The organism is Bradyrhizobium sp. 132 (assembly GCF_023074185.1).
In the GTDB taxonomy this organism is placed as follows: Bacteria; Pseudomonadota; Alphaproteobacteria; order Rhizobiales; family Xanthobacteraceae; genus Bradyrhizobium.
Genome location: NZ_JADPKY010000158.1, coordinates 1 through 24198, shown reverse-complemented (window position 1 = coordinate 24198; position 24198 = coordinate 1). Strand labels below are relative to the sequence as shown.

The 24198-nt window shown below is 64.7% G+C and carries 14 protein-coding genes and 3 pseudogenes; 12 read left to right on the top strand and 5 right to left on the bottom strand.

Going from position 1 to position 24198, the window contains the following annotated elements:
* Positions 1–41 precede the first annotated feature (41 nt).
* The 6 genes and pseudogenes from IVA74_RS33920 to IVA74_RS33895 form a co-directional block, all read left to right on the top strand.
* A pseudogene (locus tag IVA74_RS33920) lies at positions 42–2207 on the top strand (hypothetical protein).
* A gap of 280 nt (positions 2208–2487) precedes the next feature.
* Positions 2488–4923: a DNA topoisomerase (ATP-hydrolyzing) subunit B gene (gene gyrB / locus IVA74_RS33915; RefSeq protein WP_247351534.1), complete on the top strand. Its 2436-nt coding sequence runs from the start codon at positions 2488–2490 to the stop codon at positions 4921–4923.
* Between the two features lie 247 nt (positions 4924–5170).
* Entirely contained in the window at positions 5171–6466 is a 1296-nt protein-coding gene (murA, locus tag IVA74_RS33910; protein ID WP_247351532.1) for a UDP-N-acetylglucosamine 1-carboxyvinyltransferase, read from the top strand.
* 193 nt (positions 6467–6659) lie between these two features.
* Positions 6660–8054: an MATE family efflux transporter gene (locus IVA74_RS33905; RefSeq protein WP_247351530.1), complete on the top strand. Its 1395-nt coding sequence runs from the start codon at positions 6660–6662 to the stop codon at positions 8052–8054.
* Entirely contained in the window at positions 8051–8539 is a 489-nt protein-coding gene (locus IVA74_RS33900) for a DUF2867 domain-containing protein (RefSeq protein WP_247351528.1), read from the top strand. The genes IVA74_RS33905 and IVA74_RS33900 overlap by 4 nt, the downstream gene beginning before the upstream one ends.
* Positions 8536–8643, top strand: a pseudogene (locus IVA74_RS33895) (2-hydroxychromene-2-carboxylate isomerase); the annotation flags it as partial. The gene IVA74_RS33900 and the pseudogene IVA74_RS33895, both read left to right, overlap by 4 nt.
* Before the next feature lie 54 nt (positions 8644–8697).
* On the opposite strand, the gene IVA74_RS33890 reads toward IVA74_RS33895, so the two are convergent.
* Positions 8698–9813 (bottom strand): FUSC family protein, encoded by a 1116-nt coding sequence (locus tag IVA74_RS33890; protein WP_247351527.1) that lies wholly within the window; start codon positions 9811–9813, stop codon positions 8698–8700.
* A 123-nt stretch (positions 9814–9936) separates the two neighbouring features.
* On the opposite strand from IVA74_RS33890, the gene IVA74_RS33885 reads away from it, so the two are divergent.
* A complete protein-coding gene (locus IVA74_RS33885; RefSeq protein WP_247351525.1) occupies positions 9937–11304 on the top strand; it encodes an MmgE/PrpD family protein in 1368 nt (455 codons plus the stop codon).
* Positions 11305–11357: 53 nt separating this feature from the next.
* Here the strand turns inward: IVA74_RS33885 and IVA74_RS33880 are convergent, their stop codons facing one another.
* Both IVA74_RS33880 and IVA74_RS33875 read right to left on the bottom strand, forming a co-directional pair.
* Positions 11358–12785, bottom strand: coding sequence for a serine hydrolase (locus IVA74_RS33880; RefSeq protein ID WP_247351523.1), 1428 nt, complete (start codon positions 12783–12785; stop codon positions 11358–11360).
* Positions 12786–12932: 147 nt separating this feature from the next.
* On the bottom strand, positions 12933–13994 hold the full coding sequence (locus IVA74_RS33875) for a helix-turn-helix domain-containing protein (RefSeq protein WP_247351520.1): 1062 nt from the start codon (positions 13992–13994) through the stop codon (positions 12933–12935).
* Positions 13995–14276: 282 nt separating this feature from the next.
* Here IVA74_RS33875 and IVA74_RS33870 point away from each other — a divergent pair, with 282 nt between their 5' ends.
* From IVA74_RS33870 to IVA74_RS33860, 3 genes and pseudogenes are all read left to right on the top strand, one after another.
* The gene (locus tag IVA74_RS33870; protein ID WP_247351518.1) at positions 14277–15194 is read left to right on the top strand and encodes a pirin family protein; all 918 of its coding nucleotides are present in this window, start codon (positions 14277–14279) and stop codon (positions 15192–15194) included.
* A gap of 77 nt (positions 15195–15271) precedes the next feature.
* Positions 15272–16186 carry a phosphoribosylaminoimidazolesuccinocarboxamide synthase gene (locus IVA74_RS33865; RefSeq protein ID WP_247351516.1) on the top strand — a complete coding sequence of 305 codons (915 nt, stop codon included), beginning with the start codon at positions 15272–15274 and terminating at the stop codon, positions 16184–16186.
* A 302-nt stretch (positions 16187–16488) separates the two neighbouring features.
* A pseudogene (locus tag IVA74_RS33860) lies at positions 16489–18704 on the top strand (SulP family inorganic anion transporter).
* 120 nt (positions 18705–18824) lie between these two features.
* On the opposite strand, the gene IVA74_RS33855 reads toward IVA74_RS33860, so the two are convergent.
* Both IVA74_RS33855 and IVA74_RS33850 read right to left on the bottom strand, forming a co-directional pair.
* Positions 18825–20318 (bottom strand): NAD-dependent succinate-semialdehyde dehydrogenase, encoded by a 1494-nt coding sequence (locus IVA74_RS33855; RefSeq protein WP_247351514.1) that lies wholly within the window; start codon positions 20316–20318, stop codon positions 18825–18827.
* Positions 20319–20430: 112 nt separating this feature from the next.
* The gene (locus IVA74_RS33850) at positions 20431–20751 is read right to left on the bottom strand and encodes a hypothetical protein (protein WP_247351513.1); all 321 of its coding nucleotides are present in this window, start codon (positions 20749–20751) and stop codon (positions 20431–20433) included.
* 347 nt (positions 20752–21098) lie between these two features.
* Here IVA74_RS33850 and IVA74_RS33845 point away from each other — a divergent pair, with 347 nt between their 5' ends.
* Together IVA74_RS33845 and IVA74_RS33840 are read left to right on the top strand one after the other, a co-directional pair.
* Positions 21099–22292: a serine hydrolase domain-containing protein gene (locus tag IVA74_RS33845; protein WP_247351511.1), complete on the top strand. Its 1194-nt coding sequence runs from the start codon at positions 21099–21101 to the stop codon at positions 22290–22292.
* Between the two features lie 86 nt (positions 22293–22378).
* Positions 22379–24073 (top strand): AMP-binding protein, encoded by a 1695-nt coding sequence (locus IVA74_RS33840; protein ID WP_247351509.1) that lies wholly within the window; start codon positions 22379–22381, stop codon positions 24071–24073.
* The last annotated feature ends 125 nt before the right edge of the window (positions 24074–24198 follow it).

Below are 24198 nucleotides of genomic sequence, written 5' to 3'. Positions count from 1 at the left end.
GCACGCGCCAAAGCGCCGCGCGGCATCCTGGAGACGTAACCATGTCGATGATCCCGCGCGGGACGCAAGTCCCGGCACGATGGCAGCTGCTTGCATGCGGTCTCTTCCTGATGGCGAGTTGCTCGATCGCGGCCGGCGCCGACGAGGGCATCATCGACGTCCACGCGCTGCCGCAGCTCGAGGGCGCGGTGGAAGACACCTCGCGCCCCGATCCCTATCGCGTCGAGTATCGCATGCCGACGCCGCAGGCGGCGACGCTGCCCGCGGTCCAAAAACTCCTGAGCGCCAACGGCTGGTGCCCTATGTGATGCCGCTGGAGGAGAAAAGCAGCCTGCTGAAGTTCAAGAAGGGTCGGCAGGGCCTTTTCGTTCATTTCACGCAGGCGCTCGGCCGGCCCGACCAGTCCGTGGTTTACTACACGACCGACCGGATCTACGGGAACGTGCCATTTCCGGAAGGCGCAAGCGACATCGTGTTTGACGGGACGCGGCCCTATCTCGACTGCATCGCGCCGACGCCGCTCGATGCAACGTCGGACTTCTACAGCAGCCAGATGGCTGCGATCGGCTGGCAGAAGCTCACGCCGGAAACCGCTGCGCGCTGGACGACCATCCTGGATGAAACCGTTCCCAACGGCCTGCGCGCGTTCTACGCGCACGCCGATAGCAAGGAGACCGGCTTTTATCAGCAGAAGCCCGTGATGCTGACGCTGACGCGCCGCGACGATGGCCGCACCAATGTCGATATCCGGGTCGCGCCCTTTGCGCTACCCAGCGAGCTCAAAGCGGACAGCGATCTGGCCGGCCTGCCGCGGCCGAGCCCGACCAAGACGGCCAGGGGCCTCGGCAGCGCAAGCTCTGACAAGCGCGAAATGTCGGCCGCCGCGATGGCCGAGCTGCCCGCCGTGCTCGCCTTCTATCATCGCGAGCTCGCCGCGCGCGGCTGGCAGGAGGACGGCAGCGCGCCGCTCGCGCCCGGCGACGAGGTGGCGATCAAGATCTCCTCGGCGAAGGAAACCGGCCTGCTGCGGCTTGGCCGCAAATACGATTTCACCATGGTCAGCCTGACCGCGCAGGTGAAGGAGTCCGCGCTTGCCGCCCGCGCCAAGGCGAAGAAAGAGGCCGACGAGAAGTTCCTTGGGAATGCGTTAGGTTCAGCCAAGCAGCTCATCACGGCCGACGAGGCAAGACGCAAGGTGCAGGCGGCCGCGCTGTCAGATGCGCCGCTGAATGCACTGGCCGACAGCAAGACGCCAGTGCCGCTGCCTGAAACCGCCGAGGGCGTGACGTTCGAGGGCGACGACGGCCGGCTCGAATTCTCCTCCACGTCGAGCGTGAAGGCGCTCGCCACGTTTTACCGGGCGCTGCTGAAATCAGCAGGCTGGAAGGAGCAGCCGTCCGTCATCAACCAGCCGAACATGGCGGTATTGGAGTTCGCAAAGGGCGGCAAATCGATCTCGATGACCGTGATGCAGATGGGGCCGAAGGTGAATGTCAGCGCCAACGGATCGGGCCTGGTGATGGCTGCAGCGAAGCCCGCCCAGGCCAAGCCGGGACAGGTCGCGTCGGTGCAAGCCAAGCCGACCGAGCCGCTCACGCTCGATCCCGATTCCGCCCTGCCGGTGCCCACGCAGCACAGCTCGACCGGAGTTAGCTCCACGAAATTCCCCGGCAGCGACCAGTCGTTCCGAACCGAGCTCGAAGCCAGCATCCCCGCCGCGCTTGGCGACGTCCTCGCGTTCTATCGCACGGAGCTGACCAAGCGCGGCTGGCGGGAGAAGGCCGACGGCGCGACCGTGACCGCCGAGCGGGCGGAGCTCGCGTTCACCTCGCCGGAGGGGCCGGCCCTGCTGAAGCTTGGCCGCGCCAGGGACGAGACAATTGTCAGCCTGGTGCAGCGGAATCCGCAGGCCGCGGCCAAGGCCGACGTCATGCCGAAGGCCGGACAGGCCAGGCTGATGCTCGGCAATATGGGGCCGAAGGAAGCATCGCTGACGATCAACAATCAGACCGTGAAGATCGCGGCCGGCGCCGGTGGCCCGCAGTCGCCGAAAGGCCCGATGCTCGATCTGCCGCCCGGCAAGTACCAGTACGCGCTGCGTCTGACGGGACGCCCTGCCCGGACCGAGACCCTCACCGTGGCCGCCGGCGATGCCTGGCCTCCTGGTGGGGCCAAACGGAGACGTGCTGCCGCTTCAGATGTATTGAGCCTGCAAGGCCGTTCCGGGCGTTCCAAGCGCCTCGGAACGCTCCTCGCCCCCGCAAAATCCACGCCTTCCACGGCCCGAAACGGCTTCTCGAATCGCGCTTTTTCCAGCGCCTGGAATCGGCCTTCGAAAGCCTTGAAAACCGGCCAAAAAATCCCATCTGATCAAGGACTTGCCGGGAGATACTTTGCGCTAGGCGCAATCGGTCTTTCGTGGCACAAATAGCCCGCATATCAGCGCCTTTTGCGCCGCTGATTCGGGCGACATCTCGAAGGCCTCTCATGACAGAACCTGCTCGGCAGACGCCTGCCGAAAACGAACCCTCAAATCCGAGCGATTACGGGGCGGAATCGATCCGCGTGCTCAAGGGTCTCGATGCCGTCCGCAAGCGTCCGGGCATGTATATCGGCGATACCGATGACGGCTCGGGCCTACATCACATGGTCTACGAGGTCGTCGACAATGCGATCGACGAGGCGCTCGCGGGCCACGCCACGCGCGTCGATGTCGTGCTCAATGCCGACAATTCCGTCACCGTGCGCGACGACGGTCGCGGTATTCCCGTCGACATCCACAAGGGCGAAGGCATCTCGGCGGCCGAGGTCATCATGACCCAGCTGCATGCCGGCGGAAAGTTCGACCAGAACTCCTACAAGGTTTCCGGCGGCCTGCACGGCGTCGGCGTTTCCGTCGTCAACGCGCTGTCGAGCAAGCTCGGCTTGCGCATCTGGCGCGACAACAAGGAGCACTACATCGAGTTCGCCCATGGCGACGCCGTTGCACCGCTCAAGGCCGTCGGCGACGCGCCCGGCAGGCGCGGCACCGAGGTGACGTTCCAGGCCTCGACCGAAACCTTCAAGAACATCGAATATGATTTCGCCACGCTGGAGCACCGGCTGCGCGAGCTCGCCTTCCTCAATTCCGGCGTCAACATCGCACTCTCCGACATGCGTCACGCGGTCGAGAAGCGCGAGGAGATGCACTATTCCGGCGGCGTCGAGGAATTCGTCAAATATCTCGACCGCAACAAGAAGGCGATCGTGCCGGCGCCGATCATGGTGCGCGCGGAAGCCAACGGCATCGGCGTCGAGGCCGCGTTGTGGTGGAACGACAGCTACCACGAGAACGTGCTGTGCTTCACCAACAACATCCCGCAGCGCGACGGCGGCACCCATCTCGCCGGCTTCCGCGGCGCGCTGACGCGCCAGGTCAACGGCTATGCCGATGCCAACGCGAAAAAGGAAAAGATCGCGCTCACCGGCGACGACTGCCGCGAAGGCCTCACCGCCGTTCTCTCCGTGAAGGTGCCGGACCCGAAATTTTCGTCGCAGACCAAGGACAAGCTGGTGTCCTCGGAAGTGCGCCCCGTGGTCGAGAACGTGCTCAACGAGGCGCTCCAGGCCTGGTTCGAGGAGCACCCTTCCGAAGCCAAGATGATCGTCGGCAAGGTGATCCAGGCGGCCGCGGCCCGCGAAGCCGCGCGAAAGGCGCGCGAGCTGACGCGCAAGAGCCCGCTCTCGGTCTCCTCGCTGCCCGGCAAGCTCGCCGACTGCCAGGAAAAGGACCCGGCCAAGTCCGAGCTCTTCATCGTCGAGGGCGACTCGGCCGGCGGCAGCGCCAAGCAGGGCCGCAACCGCGAATTCCAGGCGGTGCTGCCGCTGCGCGGCAAGATCCTCAACGTCGAACGCGTGCGTCCCGACAAGATGCTAGGCAGCGAGCAGATCGGCACGCTCATCACCGCGCTCGGCACCGGCATCAGCGACGAATTCTCGATCGAGAAGCTGCGCTATCACAAGATCATCGTGATGACGGACGCCGACGTCGACGGCGCCCACATCCGCACGCTGCTGCTCACTTTCTTCTACCGTCAGATGCGCGACATCATCGACGGCGGCTATCTCTATATCGCCCAGCCGCCGCTCTATAAGGTCAACCGCGGCAAGTCCGAGCAGTATCTGAAGGATGAGCGCGCGCTGGAAGATTATCTGATCGATACCGGGCTGGACGATTGCGTCTATATTCCCGGTACCGGCGGCGATCGTACCGGCCGCGACCTGCGTTCGCTGGTCGACGACGCCCGCGCCGTCCGCGGCATCCTGCGCAGCCTGCACACCCGCTACAATCGCAAGGTGATCGAGCAGGCCGCCATCACCGGCGTGCTCAACAAGGCGATCTACGGCGATCCGGAGAAAGCCGCCGCGGCCGCGCAATACATCGCCACCCGCCTCGACACTCTCGCCGACGAGGTCGAACGCGGCTGGGTCGGTCAATACGTGGAAGGCCATGGTTTCCAATTCGAGCGTACGGTGCGCGGCGTCAAGGAAGCCGCCGTCATCGACGACGCCTTCCTCGGCTCGGTCGAAGCGCGAAAGCTGGACGAGTACACGGTGAAGCTCGAGGACGTTTATGTCCGCCCCGGCAAGCTGCGGCGCAAGGACGTGGAGCATATGGTCTACGGCCCGGTCGATCTGTTCGAAGCCGTCACCGACGCCGGCCGCAAGGGCGTCACGCTGCAGCGCTACAAAGGTCTGGGCGAGATGAACCCGGAGCAGCTCTGGGAGACGACGCTCAACATCGATGCACGCTCGCTGCTCCAGGTGAAGGTCAAGGAGGTCGACGAGGCCGACGACATCTTCACCAAGCTGATGGGCGACGTGGTCGAGCCGCGCCGCGACTTCATCCAGGAACATTCGCTGAGCGCGACGATCGATATCTAGCGCTCGCCCTCATCCTGAGGAGCCCGCAACAAGCGGGCGTCTCGAAGGATGGCCGCAAGCGAGAGCCGGGCCTTCATGGTTCGAGACGCGCGTTCCGCGCTCCTCACCATGAGGGTTGGGCATCGGCAATCCGGAGGGCCGCCGGGCGCCCTTCGTCCGCGACAAGTGCAGAATTGCTCCCCCGCTCAATTCTCTGTAGTTTCCGCCTCGAAAATCACCCGCCCCACCCAAGAACAGTGAGACCTTCGTGGCGCCCATCCAGTACATCGTCGAGGGCGGTCAGCGGCTCTCGGGCTCGATCGAGCCGTCCGGCAACAAGAATGCGGCCCTGCCGATCATCGCGGCAGCCCTGCTCACCGAGCATCCGGTGACGCTGGAAAACGTGCCGCGGATTCGCGACACCGAGACGCTGGTCGAGCTGATCCGCTCGGTCGGCGCTGCCGCGGAATGGACGGCCCGCAATACGCTTCATATTCACGCCAAGAGCATCCGCGCCGCCGATCTCGATCCCGACTTGTGCGTCCGCATCCGCGCCTCGATCCTGCTCGCGGGCCCGCTGCTCGCCCGCTGCGGCGAAGTCATGCTGCCGCCGCCCGGCGGCGACGTCATCGGCCGCCGCCGGCTCGACACACATGTGCTGGCGCTGGAGCAGTTGGGGGCCAAAGTCACTGCGACCGACCGGCTCGAATTCCGCGCGGCAAGGCTGGCCGGCGCGGACGTGTTTTTGGACGAGCCCAGCGTCACCGCGACCGAGAATGCGCTGGTCGCGGCAGTCGCCGCCGACGGCGTCACCTATTTGCGCAACGCCGCGTCCGAGCCGCATGTGCAGGACCTCGCCAACTTCCTGGTCGCGCTCGGCGCGAAGATCGAAGGCATCGGCACCAACACCATGATGGTGCACGGTCCGGCGACGCTGGGCGGTGCGACTTACCGGATCCAGCCGGACCATATCGAGGTCGGCTCGCTGATCGGGCTCGCCGCCGTGACGCGCTCACCGCTTCGCATCGTGCGCGCCGGCGTCGAGCATTTGCGCTCGATCCGCATGGGCTTCGAACGGCTCGGCATCGTCTGCCGCATTGAAGGCGACGATCTCATCGTGCCCTCGAACCAGACGCTGAAGATCCAGGACGATTTTGGCGGCCACGTGCCGAAGCTGGAGGACCAGCCCTGGCCGGCTTTCCCGGCCGATCTGATGTCAATCGCGATCGTCACCGCCACGCAATGCGAGGGCGTGATCCTGATGTTCGAGAAGATGTTCGAATCGCGGATGTTCTTCGTCGACAAGCTGATCGCGATGGGCGCGCGCATCGTATTGTGCGACCCGCACCGCGCCATCATCGCAGGACCCAGCCGGCTGCACGGCGCGACGATGACCTCACCCGACATCCGCGCCGGCATGGCCATGCTGCTGGCGGCGGTCTGCGCCGAGGGCACCTCCACGATCGACAACGCCGACCAGATCGAGCGCGGCTACGAGCGCATCGACGAACGGCTGAATGCGCTCGGCGCGAAGATCAAGCGCGTGCCGGAGCGGAAGGACTGAGGCGGCTTCCACTTCTGGATTGAGATGGTCTCGTGCCCCGGACGCAGCGCAGCACGCGAGTGATGCGCTGCTGAGCCGGGGCCCATACCGCAAAGACAGCGCTCGTGATTCTGGGTCCCGGCTCGCGCTCCGCGCGTCCGGGACACGAGAGTGAGGCCATGTTTTCGTCGCCCTGCGATGCTATTGGATAGCCATGCTCGACACCGTCCAGCCCCGTTCGCAGCCGCAAGCCGGCGTGCCGCCAGATCCTCTCGCCGACGAGTTCGTCGAGACGCTGCGACTGGCCGTGCCGATGATGCTGACACAGCTCGGGCAGATCGCGATGATCACCACCGATCTCGCGCTGATCGGGCGGCTCGGCGAGGCCGCGGTCGCCGCGGCGGCGCTGGCTCATACAGTCTATTTCGTCAGCTTCACCTTTGGGCTCGGATTGATGGCAGCGGTTTCGCCGCTGGTCGCGCAGGCCTTCGGCGCCGGCGATGTCAGGCGCATCCGCCGCTCCCTGCGCGTCGGCCTGTGGGTCGCGCTCCTGATCTCGCTGCCGATGATGGCCTCGCCGCTCTATGGCGAGCACATCCTGGTCGCGCTCGGTCAAGCGCCGCACTCGGCCGTGCTCGCGCAGCGCTATCTGAACGGGCTGGCCTGGGGCATCGCGCCGGCGCTGGGCTTCATCGCGCTGCGCAGCATGATGAGCGCGGTGAACCGGCCGCAGGCGCCGCTGTGGATCACGCTCGCCGCGATCCCGCTCAATGCCGCGCTGGTCTATGCCCTGATCCACGGCCTGTTCGGCCTGCCGGAGCTCGGCCTGTTCGGCGCGGGGCTTGCGACCACCCTGGTCAATCTCGGCACTTTCGTTGCTACGCTTGCCATTGCGGGGCTGCGCAAGCCGTTCGCGGACTATCGTCTGCTCGCTCATCTCTGGCGGATCGACTGGCCCCTGATGCGCCGGCTCATCGCGATCGGCGCCCCGATCTCGTTCTCGTTGCTGCTGGAATATGGCCTGTTCTCGTCGGCGGCACTGCTGATGGGATTGATCTCGACCACGGCGCTCGCGGCGCATCAGATCGCGCTCCAGGTCACCGCCGTGCTGTTCATGGTCCCGCTCGGCATCGGCATGGCGGCCACGGTGAGGGTCGGCCACGCCTTCGGCCGCGGTGAGCCGCTCGCGGTGAAGCGCGCAGGTGTCGTCGCAGCGGTGATCGGGATCGCGTTCGTCTCGGCCCTGACCGTCGCGATCATCCTCGGCCGCTATCAGCTCGGACGGCTGTTCTTCGGGCGCGGCGAGGCGAGCATGGCGACCGTCGAGCTGACCGCGACGCTGCTGCTGGTCGGCGCGACCTTCTTCATCGCCGATGCAATCCAGACCATCATGGGCGGCGCGCTGCGCGGCATCAATGACACCAGGATGACGCTGGTATTCGCCGCTATCGGCTATTGGTGCGTCGGCTTTCCGATCGCCTGGTCGCTCGCCTTCCAGGCCGATTTCGGCGCGGTCGGTGTCTGGATCGGACTGTCGATCGGATCGTTCGTCTATGCCGGGCTTCTGACCTTGCGCTTTCGGATGTTGACGCGCAAATTGGCGGAATGACCGAAGCCGTCCGCGAAGTCACTCACGAGGTCGACGCCAACGCCGTGCTATCAGGCGCGCAGTTCATCGACGCCTTTCGCGTCGCGATTGGCAAACAACAGCTCGACGCCCGCGAGGCCTGCACACGGATGGTGCTGCACGGACCGCGCTGGATCGATGCGCTCGTGCGCCTGCGCAACGTCCTGGTGGCTCCGTTCGGACTGAAGACATCAGGCGAAGGCGCGCCGGCGCTAGGCGGCCTGATCGGCCTGTTTCCGGTCCTCAGCGAAACCCCGGATCGGCTCGTCGCGGGTTTTGACGACTTTCATCTCGACTTCCGCATCGTCGTCGACGTGGCCGGCGATGCCGCGGGCCGGCGAGTGACATTGACCACGCTGGTGCGGACCAACAATCTGCTCGGCCGTGCCTATCTCACCCTGATCACGCCGTTCCACAAGCTTGTGGCCCGCAGCATGATGGGACGCATCGCGGAGCCGGCGCGATGACCCTGTCCGTCGACCTCTTCTACTCTTTCCGCAGTCCGTTCAGCTATCTGGGGCTGCCGAAGACGCTGAAGCTCGTCGCGGAATTTGATCTCGCGGTCAAACTCGCATCGACCTGCTGCTCTGGCGTATGCAGGGCAAGGGCCTGACGCGGCGGTAGCTCACTCCGCCGCGCGCGCGGGCTTGTCGGCCGCCGCCTCCGACCATTCGCCGACGACGCGGTCGAGATCGCAGAGATTCTGGTGCATCTGCTCCAGCGAAAAGCCCAGCGCGAAGAAGCGCTCCGCGGTGTCGCTCGGCTGGCCCCGAATCAGGCCGTCCCGGCGCACAGCGGCGACCGCTTCGGCATAATGCTGAAGCGCGACGTGCACGGGATGGATCGGCGGGGCGCCGCCGCCTTCGCGCAAGGCCGCAGCGGCCGAACGCAGGAACCGTGCGATCACGGTCGAGACTTCCGTCAGCGGCACGGCAAGCCGTGTCTGCACCTCGACCGGCAACGGCACCACGGTCGAGCGGCCGATCATCACGACGTCATGGCGCAGCCGCAAGATCGTGCGCAACAACGGGCCGGTGTCCGGCCCGCTCGACAATCGCGCAGAGCGCTCGCGCTCAGCTTCGGCGCCAATGGTATTCATGCCGACCATTGCGGCGCCGATACCATCTTGAATCCGATGCAGCGCATCATTGTCCCGGCCGCGCGTCAGGCCTGCGAGCAATTCGCTGAAGGCTTCTGCGATCAATTCGAGCAGCTTCGCCGCGCTGGCGCGGATTTGCCGCACCGCGCGCGATGGCAGCACCAGGAACGAGACGAGCAGCCCCGTCACCGCGCCGACCGAAACTTCGCTGACGCGATCAATCGCCGATGCCATGGGATCGGCATGATGCATCGACGGAAGCACGAGCACGATCACGGCGGTCACCGTTGCAGAGCTTAGATTCGGATAGATCGATGCGACAAAGGCAAGCGGCGCCACGGCCAGCACCAGAAGACCCAGCAGGCCCAGTTCGCCGGAATAGGGGATCAGGATCGCGATAGCGCCGCCATAAATCGCGCCGCCGATGGTGCCGAGCATGTAGTCGCGTGTCGCCTTCAGCGAGCGCCCGACGCTCATCTGGGTCACGATGATGGAAGTGAGGACGGCCCAGAGCGGCAACAAGAGATGCAGCGCGGTGGCGAGCGCGTAGGCGCCGGTGGCCGCCACCGTGACCCGGACCGCCAGCCCCAATTGGGTCTTGCGCGACCAGACCCGGTCGAACAGCTCTCCTGCGAATGCCATCGTCGAGTATCCCGGTCCAACCCTCGTAAAGCCGCCAAAAGCATAGCTGATGCCCGCGGTCCCGAGGCCGCTTGAAAGGCCAAATCAGCCCGCTTAACTTGCGCGCCAAAACGAGGAAACACGATGGCCCACGAAACCGCAACGCTCGCCGCCTATGTCGCCAGCCTGAAATACGGGGATATTCCGGCGAAAGTGCTGGATCGGGCAAAAGTGCTGACGCTGGACTTCCTCGGCAGCGCCATCCGGGCCCGCAGCGAAGCGGAATCGACCCCTTCGATCCTGAAGATGCTGGAGGCGCTCGCGCTCGACGCCAAGGGCGACTCCACCGTGTTCGGCGACAGCAAGACCTGGACGCCGGCGGTCGCGGCGCTGCTCAACGGCGCACTCGGCCATTCCCTCGACTTCGACGACACCCACGCCGATTCCTCGCTGCATCCGAGCGCGCCCGTGGTTCCGGCCGCCTTCGCCATCGGCGAGATGGTCGGCGCCTCCGGGCGCGACGTGCTGACCGCGATCGTTGCGGGCTATGAAGTCTGCTGCCGGCTCGGCAACGCGCTCGACCCGACCTCGCATTATGCGCGCGGCTTTCACCCCACCGCCACCGCCGGCACCTATGGCGCAGCAGCGGCCGCCGGCAAGCTGTTCGGCCTCTCCGAGCAACAGCTCATCGCCGCTTTCGGCGTCGCCGGCAGCCAGGCCGCGGGCTCGCTGCAATTTCTGGTCAATGGCGCTTGGAACAAGCGCTACCAGGTCGGCGCCGCCGCGATGAACGGCGTGATCGCAGCAACGCTGGCGCGCAACGATTTCGTCGGCGCGACGGAATCGGTCGAGGGCAAGCATGGCCTGCTCGCCGGCTACACCGACGATGCGCATCCCGACAAGGCGGTCGCCGAGCTCGGCAAGACCTATGAGACGATGAAGATCGGCGTAAAACCTTACCCGAGCTGCCGCTACACCCATGCTGCGATCGACGCGCTGATCGCGATGCGGCGCGAGCACAATCTGACGCCCGATCAGGTCAAGCGCGTGGAGATCGGCCTGCACCGCAACGGCATCACGCTGACCGGCGACGCCGCGACCAAGCGCCATCCCACCTCGATCGTCGGCGGCCAGTTCTCGATGTTCTTCACCGGCGCGCTCGCGCTCGACCAGGGCTCGTTTGGCTGGGACGACTACACCCGCCTTGGGGACGCCGCCATCGACGCGCTCGCCGACAAGTTCGACGTGGTGCAGGACGACCGGCTCGAAGTCGGCCGCACCCATCCCTTTGGCGCGCGCGTGAGTATCACGACGGACGACGGCGTGCATGAGCGGCTCTACGCCGATCCCTCGGGAGAGCCGACCTCCTTCCCCGACGCGCAGGCGATGCAGCAGAAATTTTTGACGCTGGCGCGGCCCGTGTTGAACGCGCGCGCGGAGAAATTTGCGGACGCGATCATGACGCTGGAGCGGTTCGATCGCGTGGCAAAGGCGACGGAGCTGGGGAGGTAGTAGGCCCTCTTCTCTCCTCCAGGGGGAGGATAAGAGGCGCGTAAGAGGGCACCTCAATTCGTCCACGCCGCCTTTCCCTTGTCGTGCATCGTTGCCACTACGTCGCGTACCAGATCGAACACACCGTCCGCTTCCGGCGGTGCGTTCGGCGAGCGGCCGAGCCGGACGATCACGAGTCGTTCCGAGGGAATAATGATCGTGTACTGCCCGATCGTGCCCTTGGCGAAGAAGGCATCGCGCGGCCAGCCATGTGTGACGCGAAACTTTGCGCCAAAGCTGTCGCCCTGGTTGGTCCAGAAGCCGGCGCCGATACCGACCCAGGCGTTGGGCGTCGCCGACGCCGAATAATTCACCCAGCCCTCGGGCAGGATGCGCTTGCCGCCGGCGACGCAGTCGTTGAGATAGAGCTGGCCGAAGCGCGCCCAGTCGCGCGCGGATGCCAGCATCTCGCCGGAGCCCTCGATCGTGCCGGCTCCGTCGAGCTGGAGCGTGACGTTGTTCATGCCGAGCGGCGCAAACAATTCGCGGCGCGCGAAGGCAAGCGCATCGGCGGGCTTGCCGCCGGCGGCGTTACGGATCAGATGCGCGAGAATGAGGAAGTTGCCGTCATGGTAATTCCACGCCGTGCCGGGTGCAGTCGCAAGCGGCGCGTGCTCGGCAAAGCTGGCCATATCGTCCTCTGCGTATTTCATGGCATTGACCGGCTCGAGCGCGGAGCCGAGCGAGGCCTGCAACGAACTACCGAGCGCAATGCCGGCGGTGTGACGCAGCAACTGATCGACGGTGATGACATGGCGCGGATCATCCGGATTTTGCCAGGCGGCGATTGGCGCGGGCCCGTCGAGCTTCAACTTGCCCTGGCGCACGAGGATGCCCGTCAGCGCTGACATCACCGACTTCGTCATGGAGAAGCCGAGCAGCTGCGTCTCCGGCCCGACACCATCAGCATAGCGCTCGGCAACGATGCGCCCGGCCTTCATGACGACGATCGCGCGGGTGCGGCGATAAGGCGGTTGCGCGGGCTCGGCGAAAGCGCGGTCGAGCGCGGCTGACAGCCCCTCGCTTTGCGGCGGCACGAGTCCCGGACCTGCGATTTCGGGCAGCAAGGCGGGCTGCTTGTCATTCGACGGCAGCGCGACGTCGGCGGTCCCCTGGCCGTGCTCGAGCGTGCAGCCGAGCCCCTCGCGATAGACGGCATGGCTGCGGCCGATGCCGAACAGGCTCACGGTGACATCCCTACGCGCGCGATCGACCTGAACATCCATCGCCCAGGCCAACAGACCCGCGCCTGGCATCGCGTCGGTGGTCTCGGCGAGGTCGCGCATGGGATCGAGGCCGGAGACGAACGTCTCCGAGCAGAGCGTGTCGGCGATGAAGCCGGTGGCAACCTTCGGCACGTCGCGGGCCCGCGCCGCGCCGAGGGCGAGGCCGGCAAGGGCGATGGCGGTGGTAGCGAGGATGATCTTGCGGCGGCGGGTCACGGGGCTTTCTCCAGCTTCGGGGGCGAGTGGCGGAGAAGGAGCCGGATGCGGGCGAAGGTGCTCGCGGGATTTGAAATACGGCCTCGTCGAAACTGGCCGGGGCTAGCCGAATTTGAAATTCTGATGTGATTTCAGTGAGCTAATAGTCTAGACGGCTTCCGCCTTGAGCCGCCGATACTCCGTCGGGGTCACGCCTGTGACCGCCTTGAAGGCGCGGTTGAACGGGCCGAGCGACTGGAAGCCGGCGTCCATCGCGATGGTGATGACGGGAACCTCGGCCTGGGTGCGATCGGCGAGCGCGGCCTTGGCCTCCTCGATCCGGTGATTGTTCAGAAACACATTGAAATTGCGATAGCCGAGCCGCTGATTGATCAGCCGGCGCAGCCGGTATTCCGGAATTTTCAGCCGGCCCGCCAGCACCCCGATGGTGATGTTTTCCTGACGATAGATTCGCTCGTCCGCCATCAGCCGCATCAAGGCGTCGATGAGCTTTTGATCGGCGGCGTCATCGGCCGCAGGCTGAATGAAAACGACTGCCGGTGCGGGCTCCGCAACGGCCGGAAACAGATCCGCCCCGTCAACGCGCATCATGGCATAGACGATCGCCGCGACGGTGCAGGTGAGCCCGCCGGCATTGATGGTTTCGGCGACATCGCCGACGTGGTGCCCGGCGACGGCGATCTGGAGCACCGCATTCAACCCGCCATAGAGCGCGGTTGCGCAGACGATGAAGACGCGAACGCTGCGGCGGCGCTCGACCAGGTCAGCCGGCCAGGAGGCGATCGTCTGCCCGATCGCAAGCGCAATGAAGCCGAGCACGATCAGATTGACCACCGTCACGGAGAACCGCAAATGGCCGCTGGGTGCAATCCAGACGCAGCCCGCGAAGCTGAAGGCCGCCACCAGCGCCCAGACCGATCCGTGCCACCAGCGGAGGTGAAACTCGTCGTCGAACAGGGAACGTGTGAACAGCCAGAACACCACCATGGTGCCGGTCGACAATGCGATCAGCGGTGCATGCCAGAGCTGGATCCGCGAAGTGACATCCAACGAGTAGCTCACAGCATGCGCGGCCGCGCCCAATGCGAAGGCCGCGCCGAGGCGGGCAGCCAACACATTGCGGAAGTCCTGCAGCAGTGACGCCGCCAGCACCAGTAGCAGCGCGACGCTGGCGGCGCGAAAGGCGAGCTCGGTTGCGGCAAGTGTCATCGGGCGGTGCGATCAGTCGCAATTGAAATCAGCCGAACATCGTTCGTTGCGCTCCTTTTTTCAAGGACCATCCTCAGGCCAGGGCTAGCGCGCCCACCGCTGTCATGGTCCGGCTTGACCGGGCGTCCAGTAATCCGAGACAGTTTTGAATCGATAGGCCTCGGCGTACTGGATCGTCCGCCTTCGCGGACGACGACGGCGGAGTATGTGGCCGGGCTTTGGGGCGACGGCCGAACGAAATCCTGCTACGATTTAGCTCGAAAAAGCCAAAAGGAGTCCACCATGAGCTGGCAACCCTCGAACGATCCCGTGCTTGGCGATCCCATGTCCTGCGACGCGCTCGATCTCGTTATCGTGCCGCGTACCCGCGATCTCGGCGACGGATTCGCGGTGCGGCGCGCGCTGCCGCATGGCAAGCGGCAGATGGTCGGGCCCTTCATCTTCTTCGACCATTTCGGGCCGGTGCAGTTCGTCTCCGGCAAGGGAATGGACGTGCGGCCCCATCCGCATATCGGGCTTGCCACCGTCACCTATCTGTTCGACGGCTCGATCATGCATCGCGACAGCGAGGGCAACATCCAGGTGATCCAGCCCGGCGCGATGAATTTGATGACGGCCGGCCGCGGCATCGCGCATTCCGAGCGCACGCCGGATGTGCAGCGCGCGTCGGGCCAGAAGATGCTGGGCCTGCAAAGCTGGATCGCGCTGCCGGCGGGCTCCGAAGAGATCGCGCCGTCGTTCCAGCATTATGGGGCCGGCGATCTGCCGATGATTTCCGAGCGCGACTTCACCGCGAAGGTGATCGCGGGCTCAGCCTTCGGCACCACCTCGCCTGTTACGATGGTATCGCCCTGGTTCTACACCGAGGTCACGGCGGTCGCGGGCGCGATCGTACCGCTCGACCCCGATCACGAAGAGCGCGCGATCTACGTGGTCGACGGCGAGATCGAGATCGCGAACGAGCGCTATGAGGGGCCGCGACTGCTGATCTTCCGGCCCGGCGACCGCATTACGGTGAAGGCGCTCAAGGCCACGCGGATGATGTTTCTCGGCGGAGATGCGCTGGAGGGCCCGCGCCACATCTGGTGGAATTTCGTCTCCTCCAGCAAGGAGCGGATCGAGCAGGCCAAGCAGGACTGGAAAACCGGCCGCTTCGCGGGGGTTCCTCAGGAACATGAGTTCATTCCGCTGCCGGAATAGGCTAATCCGGTTTCCGGTCGCGCTATCAGGCGCGGCCGGATTTCCTGTCGCAAGGCCTTGCTCCGAAAGTTCTGCCGATGACCCCCATGCTCTCCAGCGACTTGCCCCTCCCCAAGATCGGACGCGGCAAGGTGCGCGATATCTACGCCATCGACGACGATCGCCTGCTGCTCGTCACCACCGACCGCATCAGCGCCTTCGACGTCGTGATGGGTGAGACCATCCCGATGAAGGGCGCGGTGCTGACGCAAGTGAGCGCGTTCTGGTTCAACGAGCTCGAAGGCGTGGTGCCGCATCACATGATCAGCGCCGACACCGACGAGATCATTGCAGCCATTCCGGCGTTGAAGCCGCATCGCGCCGAGATTCTCGGCCGCGCGATGCTCTGCCGCCGCACCACCGTGTTTCCGATCGAATGCGTGATCCGCGGCTATCTCTCGGGATCGGCCTGGAAGGAATATGCCGCCTCCGGCACGCTGGCCGGCGAGAAGCTGAAAGCAGGCCTGGTCGAGAGCGAAAAGCTGGAGCCAGCGATCTTCAGCCCCGCGACCAAGGCCGAGACCGGCCACGACGAGAATATCACCATCGCGAAGATGCGTGAGGTCGTGGGCGACGAGACGGCCTACACGCTCGAGAGCATGACGCGCGCGATCTACACGCTCGGCGAGGAGCTCGCCCGCGAGCAGGGCATCATCATTGCCGACACCAAGTTCGAGTTCGGCCGCGACAAGGACGGCCGCATCATCCTGATCGACGAAGTCATGACGCCGGACTCCTCGCGCTTTTGGGCGGTCGACGCCTACAAGCCCGGCCAGCCGCAGGCGAGCTTCGACAAGCAGCCGCTGCGCGACTATCTCGACATCGAACGCCGCGCCGGCCGCTGGAACGGCGACGCCCCGCCGCCGCCACTGCCGGCGAGCGTGGTGGAGGCGACCAGCAAGCGGTATCTGGAAGCGTATCGGCGGGTGACGGGGACGGAGCTGAAGATTTAGCGCAGGCGTTATCGTCGTCCTGGACCAGCGAACGAAGTGAGCGCCGATCCAGGACCCATTACCACAGGGATCGGTTTGGCGAAGGCTCGTGGTCGTCAGCTCGCGTCACGACTCCTCCCTGGGGTCATGGGTCCTGGCTTTTGCCAGGACGACACCGAATTTGCGGAGATAATTTGCGGAGATTGAGCAAACAACCTCGCCGCGAAACTGTCCGGTACTTCATACTTTCAAGAATCCTGTTGCGCTAAGCCTGTAGTCGTCTACGTCTCAGACGAGATTTTTTCAGGGGCGAGCGCCACGGCGTGACCGATCCAGCAATTACCCTCCGTCCGGCTCCGCGATTAGAACCGGCCCTCAAGCGCGCGCTGAATGATATATTGGGCGGGAGCGCCGCCAGCGTCCTGACCGTCACGTTCGGCCTGTCCTACGCGCTGCTGATCTTCGCGGGGCCGTTGTCGCCCTATCTGTCCTACGGCATCACGGCGACTTTCGTCAGCTCCGCGGTGCTTGCGGCCGTCATCGGGCTCGGCAGCTCCCTGCCCTTCGCGATTGCAGCTCCTGACAGCTCGACCGCCGCGGTGACGGGTATCCTGGCCGCCTCGGTGGTCGAGCGCATCGAGACGGCGAACCTGTCGGAGCCGCTGCTCTCGGCGGTCCTGATCACCCTCGGCCTGTCGACGATGCTGACAGGATTGGTGCTGTGTGGACTGGGCCTGACCCGGCTTGGCCGCGCCATCCGCTACGTGCCTTATCCGGTGGTCGGCGGCTTTCTCGGCGCTACCGGCCTTCTCATCGTCATGGGTGCGGTCCGGGTGATCACCGACCACCCGCTGCAATTCGCGACACTGTCGCACTTCGCCGACCGCACCATCTTGCTGGAGCTCGGTGCCGCCTGCGCGATGGCGCTGGTGCTGTATCTCACCTGGCACCGCTCGCGCAGCCCGTTCGGCTTGCCGATCATTCTGGTCGGCGGCGTGCTCACCGCGCATCTGGCGTTCTGGATCACCGGCGTTTCCGTCGATGACGCCCGCACGTTGGGTTGGACCTTTCAGCCTCCGCCGCAAGCGGTCTTCATGCTGCCCTGGCATATCGACGATCTCGCCCGCTATCCCTGGTTTGCCATACCGGACCTGCTTGGCAATGTCGTCGCCGTCATCTTCGTCACGGCCTCGAGCACGCTGTTCAACACCACCGGCATCGAGGTGGCCACGCATCGCGAAGCCAATCTGGAGTGTGAGCTGAACGTCACCGGCGCCGCCAATATCCTGACCGGCATGCTGGGCGGCTATCCCGGCTGCAGCTCGACCAGCCGCTCGATGCTTAACTTCAGCAGCGGCGGCCGCGGGCGCCTGTCAGGCCTCACCGTCGCGGCGCTGTCGCTGCTGATGCTCGCTGTGGCGCCCGAGCTGCTTGGCTTCATCCCCAAATTCGTGCTCGGCGGCCTGTTGCTCTATCTCGGCGCGGACCAGCTGCACAAATGGATCATCGAGTCGCGCAAGCGGCTTTCAAAGCTCGAATATCTGTCGCTGATCGCCATCATCGCGATCATCGTGGCCTGGGGTTTCGTGCCGGGCATCCTGATCGGTGTGATCATCGGCTGCGCGACGTTTGCGTTCAGCGCCGCGCGGGTCGAGTCGATCAAATACAGTTTCGACGGCTCGGAGTATCGCTCCTCGCTCGACCGCTCGAGCGACGACCAGGAGGTGCTGCTGGCCCATGGCGGCAAGATCCGGGGCCTCAATCTCCAGAGCTATCTGTTCTTCGGCTCCGCCAACCGGCTCTACCAGCACGTCAAGCAGCTGCTTCAGGAACGCCCCGAATGCCGCTATCTGCTGTTTGACTTCAAGCTCGTCACCGGCGTCGATTCATCGGCCGCCTATAGCTTTGCCCAGATCAAGCGCAGCGCTGGCGAACTCGGCGTCGAGCTGATCCTGGTGCATCTGTCGGCCGCGGCCGAGAAGGTGCTGCGCTCCAGCGACTTCGTCGGCGAGGGCGTCACCATCATCCCCGAGCTTGATCACGCGCTGGAATGGTGCGAGAACGAGCTCATCTCGCAGCATCAGGAGCTGGCGCAGGAAGAAGCCAGCCTGCGCGACTGGTTCACGCGACTGCTCGGCAGCGAGGACGGCGCCGACGAGCTGATCCGCCGTTGCCAGCGCATTGAGGTCGGAGCCGGCGAAATCATCGTGCAGGCTGGCGCCCCGCCGATTCCATGCATTTCATCCTCGACGGCCGCGTCGGCATCATGATTCCGGCCGAGGACGATCGCACCACGCGCGTGCGCAGCCTCGGCCGCTACACCACGATCGGGGAGATGGGGCTGGTGTCACAGACACCGCGCAGCGCCACCATCCAGGCCGAGGTCGACAGCGTGCTCTACGTGCTCAACACGCACCAGTTCGACGCGATCGAAGTCGAGGCCCCCGCGCTCAGCCACAAGCTGCTGACCTATTTCGTGTCGGTCATGGCCGAGCGGCTAACGTTCGCGAACCGGACGATCGCGGTGCTGAGGCGGTAATTAGCTCGCAGCCGCGTCATTGCGAGGAGCTCTTGCGACGAAGCAATCCAGACTGTCGCCGCGGAAAGATTCTGGATTGCTTCGCTTCGCTCGCAATGACGTGGAGGGATAACGCCGCCCTCACACCCCCGCCATCATCACGTATTTGATCTCGACATATTCTTCCATGCCGTGATGCGAGCCTTCGCGCCCCAAGCCGCTTTCCTTGACGCCGCCGAAGGGCGCGACTTCGGTGGTGATCAGACCGGTGTTGACGCCAACCATGCCCGACTCCAGCGCTTCGGCGACGCGCCAGACGCGGCCGAGATCGCGGGAGTAGAAGTACGAAGCCAAGCCAAACGGCGAGGCGTTGCACATCGCAATCACATCGGCCTCTTCCTTGAAGCGGATCACCGGCGCGAGCGGGCCGAAAGTTTCCTCCTGTGCCACCAGCGAGTCCGGCTTGACGTCGGAGAGCACCGTCGGCTCGAAGAACGAGCGTCCGAGCTCGCTGCGCTTCCCGCCCGTGACGATTTTGGCGCCGCGCTTCACGGCGTCGGCGATGTGGCGCTCGACCTTGTCCACCGCTTTCAAATTGATCAGCGGGCCCTGCGTGATGCCGGTTTCCGTCCCATCGCCGATCTTCATCGCAGAAACTTTTTTCGACAGCTTCTGCACGAACTCGTCGTAGATCTTGTCCTGGGCATAAAGCCGGTTGGCGCAGACGCAGGTCTGGCCCATGTTGCGGTATTTCGAGACGATCGCGCCTTCGACCGCCGCATCGATATCGGCGTCGTCGAACACCACGAACGGCGCGTTGCCGCCGAGCTCGAGGCCCAGCCGCTTCACGCCGACGGAGGCCTGCTGGTACAGAATCTTGCCGACCGCGGTCGATCCGGTGAAGCCGACGAAACGCACGGCCGGATGCTCGCACAGCACCTTGCCGATCGGCGCTGCATCGCCGGTGACGATGTTGAACACGCCCTTGGGCACGCCGGCTTTCTCCGCGAGCACGGCAAGCGCCAACGCCGACAGCGGCGTTTCATTGGCGGGCTTCAGCACCACGGTGCAGCCGGCCGCAAGCGCCGGCGAAACTTTGCGCGTGATCATCGAGTTCGGGAAATTCCACGGCGTGATCGCGCCGCAGACGCCGATCGGCTGCTTGATCGCGAGCAACCGCGCATCCGGCCGCTGTGTCGGAATGGTCTCGCCGTAGACGCGGCGGGCTTCCTCGGCGAAGAACTCGACATAAGCGCCGCCGATGTCGACCTCGCCGAGAGCTTCGCTGAGCGGCTTGCCCTGCTCGGAGGTGAGGATCAGTGCGAGGTCCTCGCGATTGGCGATAATCAGCTCGAACCATTTGCGCAAAATATTGGAGCGTTGCTTGGCGGTGTGCTTGGCCCAGGCCGGAAACGCGCGCTCCGCGGCTTCTACCGCCTTGGTGGCATCATCCGCCGAAAGCTGCGGAACCTTTGCGAGCTCGACGCCGGTCGCGGGATTGTTGACGGCGAAGACCGGCGAGCCGACCCAGGCGCCGTCGATGTAGCAGGCCTCCTTCAGCAGCGACGGGTCCTTCAACCTGTCGCGCAGATTGGACGTGGCGTGCTGAGCGCGTGCGGCGGCGGTCGGGGTCATGGCGTTACTCCCAGAGGCTTTTCAGGTTCGCCCGCAATATAGGGACAAGCGGCGCGCAATGCACCGTCCCGCAACGCACATCTGCTGGGAGCTAGGCTCGGAGCAAGGGGATTTACGCCGCGCCGCTCATATAGGTCTCGCGCCGTCCGATCATGCGTTCGGCGGCGGCCCTGGCGTCGGCCTTCGAGGAAGTCGCGCACGTCCGGTATTCGAGAGCGGGGGCGTCGGAGGTATCGCGGCGGCCGAACCAGGATTTCGAGCCGACCGGCAGCAGCGCAAGCGCCTGCGCCAGATTGTCGACCGCGCCGAACGAATAGAGCGCACCGGTGCCCGCGGTGCGGACTTCGTAGATGCCGGGTGCGATCGGCGCTTCGAGATTGTCGCCCCGTCCGGGACGGGGATAGCGCTTCCATTCGCTCCAGGTCGAAATCATCTGAGGTCCCCTCGCGGCCGGTGGACGGCCGCCAAATTTGCATCAAATCTTAACGTCGGCCGCAGATCGGGCCGAGAGTTGAACGCCGCAACGCACAAAATGTTTCAAGTGCTTCAAACACTCAAAACATTTTGCCCGTGCGTATCCACGCTCACGGCTAGTTGCGGCGATCCACCGCAGATTGTGACGGAGTGTTGCAGTTCAGCCGCCTTGTCGTCCTGCGCGGGGCGTGGACCGTCAAGTCACGACATCGCGACCGGCGCAGATCCATGGATGTGCTTGCCGCGCGGAGCACGCGGGAGGACAATCGATCGCTTCCAACAATAATCAAACCGGAGGAAACGCGGATGCAAAGCAAAGACCAGATCGACGAGATTCTGCGCCAGAAGAGCGAGGCCAATGAGATTCCCGGCGTCGTCGCCATCGCCGCCAGCGGTACCGACGTGTTTTATCAGGGCGCGTTCGGCAAACGCGATCTGTCCAAGCCGGATGCGATGACCGCCGACAGCGTGTTCTGGATCGCATCGATGACTAAGGCGGTGACATCAGCGGGCGCGATGCAACTGGTCGAGCAAGGCAAGCTGTCGCTGGACGCGCCGATCGGCGAGGTGCTGCCCGATCTCGACAAGCCGCAGGTGCTCGAAGGTTTCGATGCCAAGGGCGAAGCCAAGCTGCGGCCGGCCAAGGGGCCGATCACGCTGCGCCAGCTCATGACCCACACCGCCGGCTTCTGCTACAACATGTGGAACGGCGATCTCGCGGTCTATCTGGACAAGACCGGCATCCCCGCCATCACCAGCTGCCAGAACGCGGCGTTGAAGACGCCGATCATGACCGATCCCGGCACGCGCTGGGAATACGGCACCAACATCGATTTCGTCGGCAAGGCGGTGGAAGCCGTCAGCGGCAAGCGGCTCGATGCTTATCTGCGCGACAATCTGTTCGCACCGCTCGGCATGAGCGATACCGCCTTCAAGATCACCGACGACATGCGCAAGCGCCTGGTCGGGATGCATGCGCGCGGCGAGGACGGCCAACTCGCCGCGATCCCGTTCGAGCTCGAGCAGGAGCCGGAATTCCACATGGGTGGCGGCGGCCTCTATTCGACCGCGGCCGACTACATCAAGTTCACCCAGATGATCTTGAACAAGGGCCGCGGCAACGGCAATCAGGTGCTGAAAGCCGAGACTATCGCGACGATGGGGCAGAACCACATCGGCGATCTCGCCATGGGCAAGATGACCACGGCGGCGCCGATGTACACCAACGACGTCGATCTCTATCCGGAGCAGGTGAAGAAGTGGGGCCTCAGCTTCATGATCAATACCGACAAGACCGCTGAGGGGCGCAGCGCGGGCAGCCTCGCCTGGGCGGGCCTCGCCAACACCTATTACTGGATCGACCCGGCGCGCGACGTCACCGGCGTGATCCTGATGCAGTTGCTCCCATTTGCCGATGGAAAATGCCTGGAGGCTTTTGCTGGCTTCGAGCGCGGCGTCTATGCCGGGCTCGGTGCCGGCAGTGGGCAGAAGGCGGCGTAAGACCCGCCTTAGCTCTCACGACGCGTCATGGCCGGGCTTGTTGTCCCGGCCATCCACGCACCTGGCTGGAGGACACTATTTTGATTTTGGCAGACAAAGCCGACAGTTACGTTTGCGGCATCTCCGACACGCCGCTGCTCGGCGACACCATCGGGCGCAGCCTCGATCAGGCAGTGCAGCGCTGGAGCGATCGCGAGGCGCTGGTCTCGCCCAGTCACGGCGTGAGATGGACATGGAAGGAGTTTGCCGCGCGGGTCGACGCGCTCGCCGCCGGTTTTCTCGCGCTTGGCCTCGAGCGCGGCGCACGGATCGGAATCTGGTCGCTGAACCGGCCGGAATGGACGCTGACCCAGTTCGCCGCCGCCAAGGCTGGCCTCATCCTGGTGACGATCAATCCGGCCTACCGGCTGAGCGAGCTGGAATTCGCGCTTCACAAGGTCGGATGTAGCGCCATCGTCACCGCGACGGCGTTCAAGACCAGCAACTACATGGACCTGCTCAACACACTGTTGCCAGAGCTTGCGAGCGCCAAGCCCGGGCAGTTGCAGGCGGCGCGGCTGCCGGCCCTGCGCATCGTGATCCAGATCGGCGGCCCCGCCTGCCCGGGCGCGATCCCGTTCGACGAGGTCGCCGGCATGGGCGGGACCGTGCATCGGGAGCAGCTCGCCGCGCTTGGTGTCTCCCTGCAGTTCGACGATCCCGTCAACATCCAGTTCACCAGCGGCACCACGGGATCGCCCAAGGGGGTGACGCTGACCCACCACAACATTCTCAACAACGGCTATTTCGTCGGCCGCGCCATGCGCCTGACCGAAGCGGACCGCATCTGCATTCCGGTGCCGCTCTATCATTGCTTCGGCATGGTGATGGGCAACCTCGCCTCCGTCACGCTCGGCGCAACGATGGTTTACCCCGGCGAAGGATTTGATCCGCTCGCGACGCTGCGCACGATCGAGCAGGAAAAATGTACCGCGCTATACGGTGTGCCGACGATGTTCATCGCCGAACTCGACCATGGCGAATTCTCAAATTTCAATCTGACATCGCTGCGCACCGGCATCATGGCCGGTGCACCCTGCCCGATCGAGGTGATGAAGCGCGTCAATAGCGAGATGAACATGGGCGAGGTCACGATCGCCTATGGCATGACCGAGACAAGCCCGGTCAGCTTCCAGAGTGCCGTCGACGATCCGCTCGAGCGCCGCGTCTCGACGGTCGGACGAATCCATCCGCATGTCGAGGTTAAGGTCATCGATCTCGGCGGCAAGATCGTCAAGTGCGGCGAACGGGGCGAGCTCTGCACCCGCGGCTACAGCGTGATGCTGGGCTACTGGGAGGAGACGGAGAAGACCGCGGATGTGCTCGACGCCAACGGCTGGATGCACACCGGCGACATCGCCGTCATCGATGACGCCGGCTATTGCAACATCGTGGGCCGCATCAAGGACCTGGTGATCCGCGGCGGCGAGAATCTCTATCCACGCGAGATCGAGGAGTTTCTCTATCGTCATCCCAAGATTCAGGACGTGCAGATCTTTGGCGTTGCGGATGCCCGCTACGGCGAGGAGCTCTGCGCCTGGATCCGCGTCAGGTCCGGCGAGAAGTTGACGATGGAAGAGGTGCGCGCTTTCTGCGACGGTCAGATCGCCCACAACAAGATTCCGCGATACGTGGAATTCGTCGACGAGTTTCCGATGACCGTGACCGGAAAGATCCAGAAATTCCTGATGCGCGACGACGTGGAAAAGCGGCTGGGATTGAAGGCTGCGAAGACTGCGTGATTTCCCTGTCGTCATTGCGAGCGTAGCGAAGATTCCATGGGGAGTGGATAGCGACCAAGTCTGAGGCCAGACTGAGGTTGCAATACCACCCAACCTGGAGACGACGATGTTGCTCGATCATCCTT